Source organism: Okeania sp., from assembly GCF_983059655.1.
In genome coordinates, this window is record NZ_CEZPJD010000619.1 from 1 (window position 1) to 4880 (window position 4880).

Annotated in this window: 7 protein-coding genes; 3 read left to right on the top strand and 4 right to left on the bottom strand. The window is 37.7% G+C overall.

Annotation, left to right across the window (positions count from 1 at the left end):
* Nucleotides 1-130: 130 nt before the first annotated feature.
* Nucleotides 131-496 carry a hypothetical protein gene (locus tag AC3DU7_RS25320; RefSeq protein WP_488042052.1) on the top strand — a complete coding sequence of 122 codons (366 nt, stop codon included), beginning with the start codon at nucleotides 131-133 and terminating at the stop codon, nucleotides 494-496.
* A 772-nt stretch (nucleotides 497-1268) separates the two neighbouring features.
* On the opposite strand, the gene AC3DU7_RS25325 is transcribed toward AC3DU7_RS25320, so the two are convergent.
* The 3 genes from AC3DU7_RS25325 to AC3DU7_RS25335 are packed head-to-tail and all read right to left on the bottom strand — an operon-like array spanning nucleotide 1269 to nucleotide 1767.
* Entirely contained in the window at nucleotides 1269-1415 is a 147-nt protein-coding gene (locus AC3DU7_RS25325; RefSeq protein WP_488042053.1) for a hypothetical protein, read from the bottom strand.
* A gap of 40 nt (nucleotides 1416-1455) precedes the next feature.
* Entirely contained in the window at nucleotides 1456-1539 is an 84-nt protein-coding gene (locus AC3DU7_RS25330; protein ID WP_488042057.1) for a hypothetical protein, read from the bottom strand.
* 18 nt (nucleotides 1540-1557) lie between these two features.
* Nucleotides 1558-1767 carry a hypothetical protein gene (locus tag AC3DU7_RS25335; protein WP_488042054.1) on the bottom strand — a complete coding sequence of 70 codons (210 nt, stop codon included), beginning with the start codon at nucleotides 1765-1767 and terminating at the stop codon, nucleotides 1558-1560.
* Nucleotides 1768-2381: 614 nt separating this feature from the next.
* Between AC3DU7_RS25335 and AC3DU7_RS25340 the strand changes: the two genes are divergently transcribed.
* Nucleotides 2382-3548 (top strand): histidine decarboxylase, encoded by a 1167-nt coding sequence (locus AC3DU7_RS25340; protein ID WP_488042055.1) that lies wholly within the window; start codon nucleotides 2382-2384, stop codon nucleotides 3546-3548.
* A gap of 164 nt (nucleotides 3549-3712) precedes the next feature.
* On the opposite strand, the gene AC3DU7_RS25345 is transcribed toward AC3DU7_RS25340, so the two are convergent.
* Nucleotides 3713-4504, bottom strand: a complete 792-nt coding sequence (locus AC3DU7_RS25345) for a TIGR01548 family HAD-type hydrolase (RefSeq protein ID WP_488042056.1) — start codon at nucleotides 4502-4504, stop codon at nucleotides 3713-3715.
* Nucleotides 4505-4578: 74 nt separating this feature from the next.
* On the opposite strand from AC3DU7_RS25345, the gene AC3DU7_RS25350 reads away from it, so the two are divergent.
* Complete coding sequence (locus AC3DU7_RS25350) at nucleotides 4579-4878, top strand: 30S ribosomal protein PSRP-3 (protein WP_202221118.1); 300 nt, start codon at nucleotides 4579-4581, stop codon at nucleotides 4876-4878.
* Nucleotides 4879-4880 lie beyond the last annotated feature (2 nt).

The window sequence follows — 4880 nt, forward strand, 5'->3', positions numbered from 1 at the left end:
ATGTTGGGTTTCCCTCCGCTCAACCCAACCTACAAAACTACAAAACTAACTACATAAATAACAAAATTTATTGATGTCATCAAAAAAAAATTGTTATATATAAATTCAACAATTATTGATATATAAACCTATGAAGATTGAGCATTTAGAAAATGGTGGTTCTGCCTCCGAATTTGGAGTCCAAGGACCAGGAGCGGACACCGTCACAATAGAACAGTATCAAGAAAATTTATCCTTCATTCAAGGATATATTAGCGATATATTAGCTGAACAAGAAGAAGCAGCTGTTGCAGATAACTTCTTACTCCCTGAAGTTCTTGAGCCTGGAAAACAGGTTTTCGTAATAGAAGAAAGAACTTCTATCCCCTTGGATGTTCAACAGGAAATGATAGGAGGTGAAGTTTTATTCATGCCTAGTGAATTCTTTGAGGCTACTACATTGGAAGATTCGTTGATGTCGTCTACTGGCTTCTCCGAGCCTGAAGGCTTGTTTTAGTGCATAAGTAGCTTTAATTACAACAGATTTCAACCCTGCTGTTGAAAATAAGGTTATATACTGCGGTCGGTGATTCTCACATAAGCTAGCTCCACAACAAGCTTCGGGTAGTAAATGTAGGTTCGGTAGAACGAAGTGTTAGTGGAGCTTATCCGTTAGAATAAATTCAACAAAAGCCAAAATAATCAACCAAGAACTAGGTTGGGTTAAGTTATGAAAGTCTGTTGTGCTGTTGCGATCGCGCCACTTAATACAACGCCAGATAATTAGGACTTACGCACTATAACGCATTTTCATCCGCAGCGAGCCACAGGGAAGCAACCTCGAATCCCACTTTTGATACCTTATGCGTAAGTCCTGACTATATATAATGCCCTGGCGTAAGTTCTGATTGCTAGAGAATAAAACGTAGGTTGGGTTAAGCGTCGGAGCGCAATCCAACAAACCAAGATCATAAGAGCGTAAGTAGTTTGAGTACAACAAAGTGTTAGGGTCGCTTATCTGTAGGAGAAATTCTGCCAAAACATATTATGTTGGGTTACGCTGCCGCTCAACCCAACCTACAAAACTACAAAACTATTAGACATCTTCGGAAAAGAGGCAGTAGGCAGTAGGCAGTAAAGGAAAAGATCGGAGCGCAACCCAACAAACCAAGATAATCAGATAATACAGCGCTTTTGCTCATTGATGAACCACATCTTCACAAGCAAAAATCGCCCCTATTGTGGTTTACCCAAATGAAAACCGCTGTTAGAATAAAACGTAGGTTGGGTTAAGCGGCAGCGCAACCCAACACCAACCAAGATAGTGTTAAGTTTTGATAATGTTGGGTTTCTAACATATCCAGATAATGTTGGGTTTCCCTCCGCTCAACCCAACTACAAAACTCGATCCATTCTCCCAAATCTTTTCTGAGCAAAAGCAATCTTTTCCCCAATACCCGAAAGTTTTGACACAACCTAGTCGATCGCTTCTAACCTCTCAATTAATCCCTCTCCATTAGCAATTTGAATTGAAAGACCAGGACGAGCATTGATTTCCAATAAAATATGTTCTTTCTCTCAGTATAGCACAATATCAACTCCCAAATAACCAAAATCAGTTTCATCGCTCAACTTAGCAGCCATCTCTAATCTAGTTTGCCAATGAGGAATTTGGCGATCGCTCAAAGCATATTCTGTTTTCTGTGAAAACGTTATGCGAACAGCTAAGTTAAGACACATTTCTGAAATGCGATCGCTTCTATTGCATTTTGTAATTATGCTCTGCAAAAGTGTCTTTTGACAAATATCTATGAATGAGTAAAAATCTACGATCTCAGTTAGATCAGAACACAAATGTCAGTGTGATGAAATAGTTAAGCACGAAAAAGTACCTTCATCTAGCTACTTAGGATGATAGTCTTTGGGGGGATATACCCATGTGTTTGCTTTGCATGAGTGTAACAAAACCCATAGGTCAGTGACCCCATAGGTGTTTGAACCCTAGTTGTGTTGACCCATTGTTTCAAGCAGTAGATCCATCTTAAAATCTTGAGTTTCGTTCTGGTTTTTATCTACAACAGGACTTACGTAAAAAAACGAAAATATACGCCATTTGTAGGATGTTAACGACCACCCCGATCATCATCCGTACTTATGCGTAAGTCTTGTATAATTCTTAAAATTTTGATTTGGCGTAGTCATCATAATTTTATGTCTTGACAAACTTGTGTAATCATGATTTCATATAAACTCATATAGTAGTTATAGTATGCTTTTTGTTTAGCCAACTACTTACAGAAGCCACAAGACAAACTGAGAGTAAACAACAAAGCTCTGCCAAAATGAAAATTCAAAATTTAACTACTCAACAATAGACCTTTCAAAATCGGTATTCAAGAACTATGAAAAATTTAAGTAATGTTAGGGAAAAATTAAATCCTATCAACAACAACAGTCAGGTGACAAGATTTTCACCTCCTCTCCCAGAACAACAAGAAATTTTGAAGACTTTAGAAAAAAGTATTGCTGAGTCTACAGAATTTTTCATTGGCTATCCACTCAATCTTAATTTTGATTACACCCCTCTGATACCTTTCTTTCAATATCTAATCAATAATTTAGGCGATCCCTGGGAGTCTGGATATTGGTATATTCAAGACAAAAATATTGAGCAACAATGTATTTCTTGGTTAGCTGAACTTTATCATTTAGAAGCAGAATGGGGATATGTTACCAGTTGTGGTACGGAAGGAAATATCTATGGTATGTTTTTAGGCCGAGAGTTACTCCCGGATGCAATTCTCTACTCCTCAAAAGATACTCATTATTCCATTGCCAAAGCGGCTTGTATGTTGAAAATACCTCATGTAGTTATTAACTCTCAACCTAATGGGGAAATAGATTACGAGCATCTCAAACAAGAAATATCAAAACGAACAAATCATAGTGTTATTCTCAATCTCAACTTAGGCACTACCATGAGAGGAGCAGTGGATCGAATAGAGCCAACAGTTGATATTTTAGAAAAGCTAAAAATTCCTTTTTATATTCATTGTGATGGTGCATTAGGAGGAATGTTATTACCTTTCATGGAAACAGCACCAAAAATTAGTTTTCAGGATTATCCTATTGGTAGTATTGCTGTTAGTGGTCATAAATTTTTTGGTTCTCCTATTCCTTATGGAATTGTTTTAACTCGTAAAGTTTATACTGACAAAATCAGAAATCAAATAGAATATATTGGTTGTAATGATACAACTATTACAGGTTCTCGTAGTGGGCTTGCTTGTTTATTTCTTTGGTATGCTATTATGACCAGAAGTCAACAGTTTACTGGAGAAGTTTCGACTTGTCTAGAAAATGCTCGGTATTTGTATAAACGTCTAGAAGAGATTGGGTACAGACCTTTTTTAAATGATTTTTCAACTACGGTTGTATTTGATAAGCCATCAATTAAGATTTGTCAGAAGTGGCAATTAGCTACTCAGGGTTCTTTAGCTCACATTGTTGTGATGCAACATCTTTCTCAAAAGAAAATAGACTTATTTATTGATGATTTGTTAGCTTAGTTTGTGTGATGAAATGTACTGTATCAGTTAACTGATTCAATCTCTGTATTTATAGCAGTTTTCATATTTCATAGAATACATAAATTTTGATTTAAAAGCACTTATGCTGAGGACATAAGTTTTGTAGTCAACATGAGTGAAAACCGCTATAAGCTGAAATTATATTAACCTCTACTCAAAGTCCGAGCGATCGCCTCTTCAGACAACTCTTCAATATTACTCAAAACCACTTTTGCCCCAGCCTCCAATAGTTTTGAACTATAAGTCTCTCGTCTTGTCTGACTTTCCTGTACATGGGGAGGCAACACACCAACACCTACCCAATTTCTCAACGGCATCGCTTGACGAGCCTTCTCCACTGTATACATATCTCCGACTGTATCGCCAGCATAAATCACTGGTAGATTTTCCGCTAAACCATGCTGTTTTTCTAATATTTCCAATACTGCAAATAACCCCGTGGGGTCAGGTTTTCCGGGAGCGTCCTCCATTGCCACGACTACAGGGGAACTCAACCCTAACTTACCTTCCAAGACATAAGCAGCCTCTGCCCGCATTGCCCCACTAAAAAATCCCCAAGAAAGTCCTGCTGCTGTCAGTCTCTGAAAATAACCAGAACTTACCAACAACGGTTCGGTACAAATATAACCAGTCCAATTATCTTCATTGGGACCCCGATAATGAGACTGAAAAAAAGCCACTAACTTTTGATAATCTAAACCAACATCCTCTCTTTTTTGACCTTGGCCTTCAAAATACCGATAAATTAACTCTTGCGAAGCTTCCCAGTCATTATTCCAAATACCCTCAGATTTGAGTTGGTCAATATCTGTCAAAGTGGGGCAAAAAGCGCCAGATGTAAAATGCTGTACCGTATCCACCATCGCCCGTCGATAAGACCCTCCAACATTCCTAATTACACCATCAATATCAAAAACTAAAATTGCTTTGTCCATCACTCAATTTCCGTGGTAAGATTAAATATTGTGCAAAGTTTTGAAATTAGCCTAATATTGGCTCTGGAGGTAAATTGTCCAAATTTATACTTAAAGTAGTTTGGTTAGAAGATAATGTAGCACTTGCAGTAGATCAAGTGGTAGGAAATGGTACTAGCCCCTTAACCTGTTACTTTTTCTGGCCTCGCAATGATGCTTGGGAAGAATTAAGAAAAGAAATAGAAGCCAAACATTGGATTAATGAATCAGACCGGGTCGATCTTCTCAATCAAGCGACTGAGGTAATTAACTATTGGCAAGAAGAGGGAAGAAGACGGCCATTTACAGAAGTTCAATCAAAATTTCCAGAAATAGTTCTTGGAGGCACTAATTAATT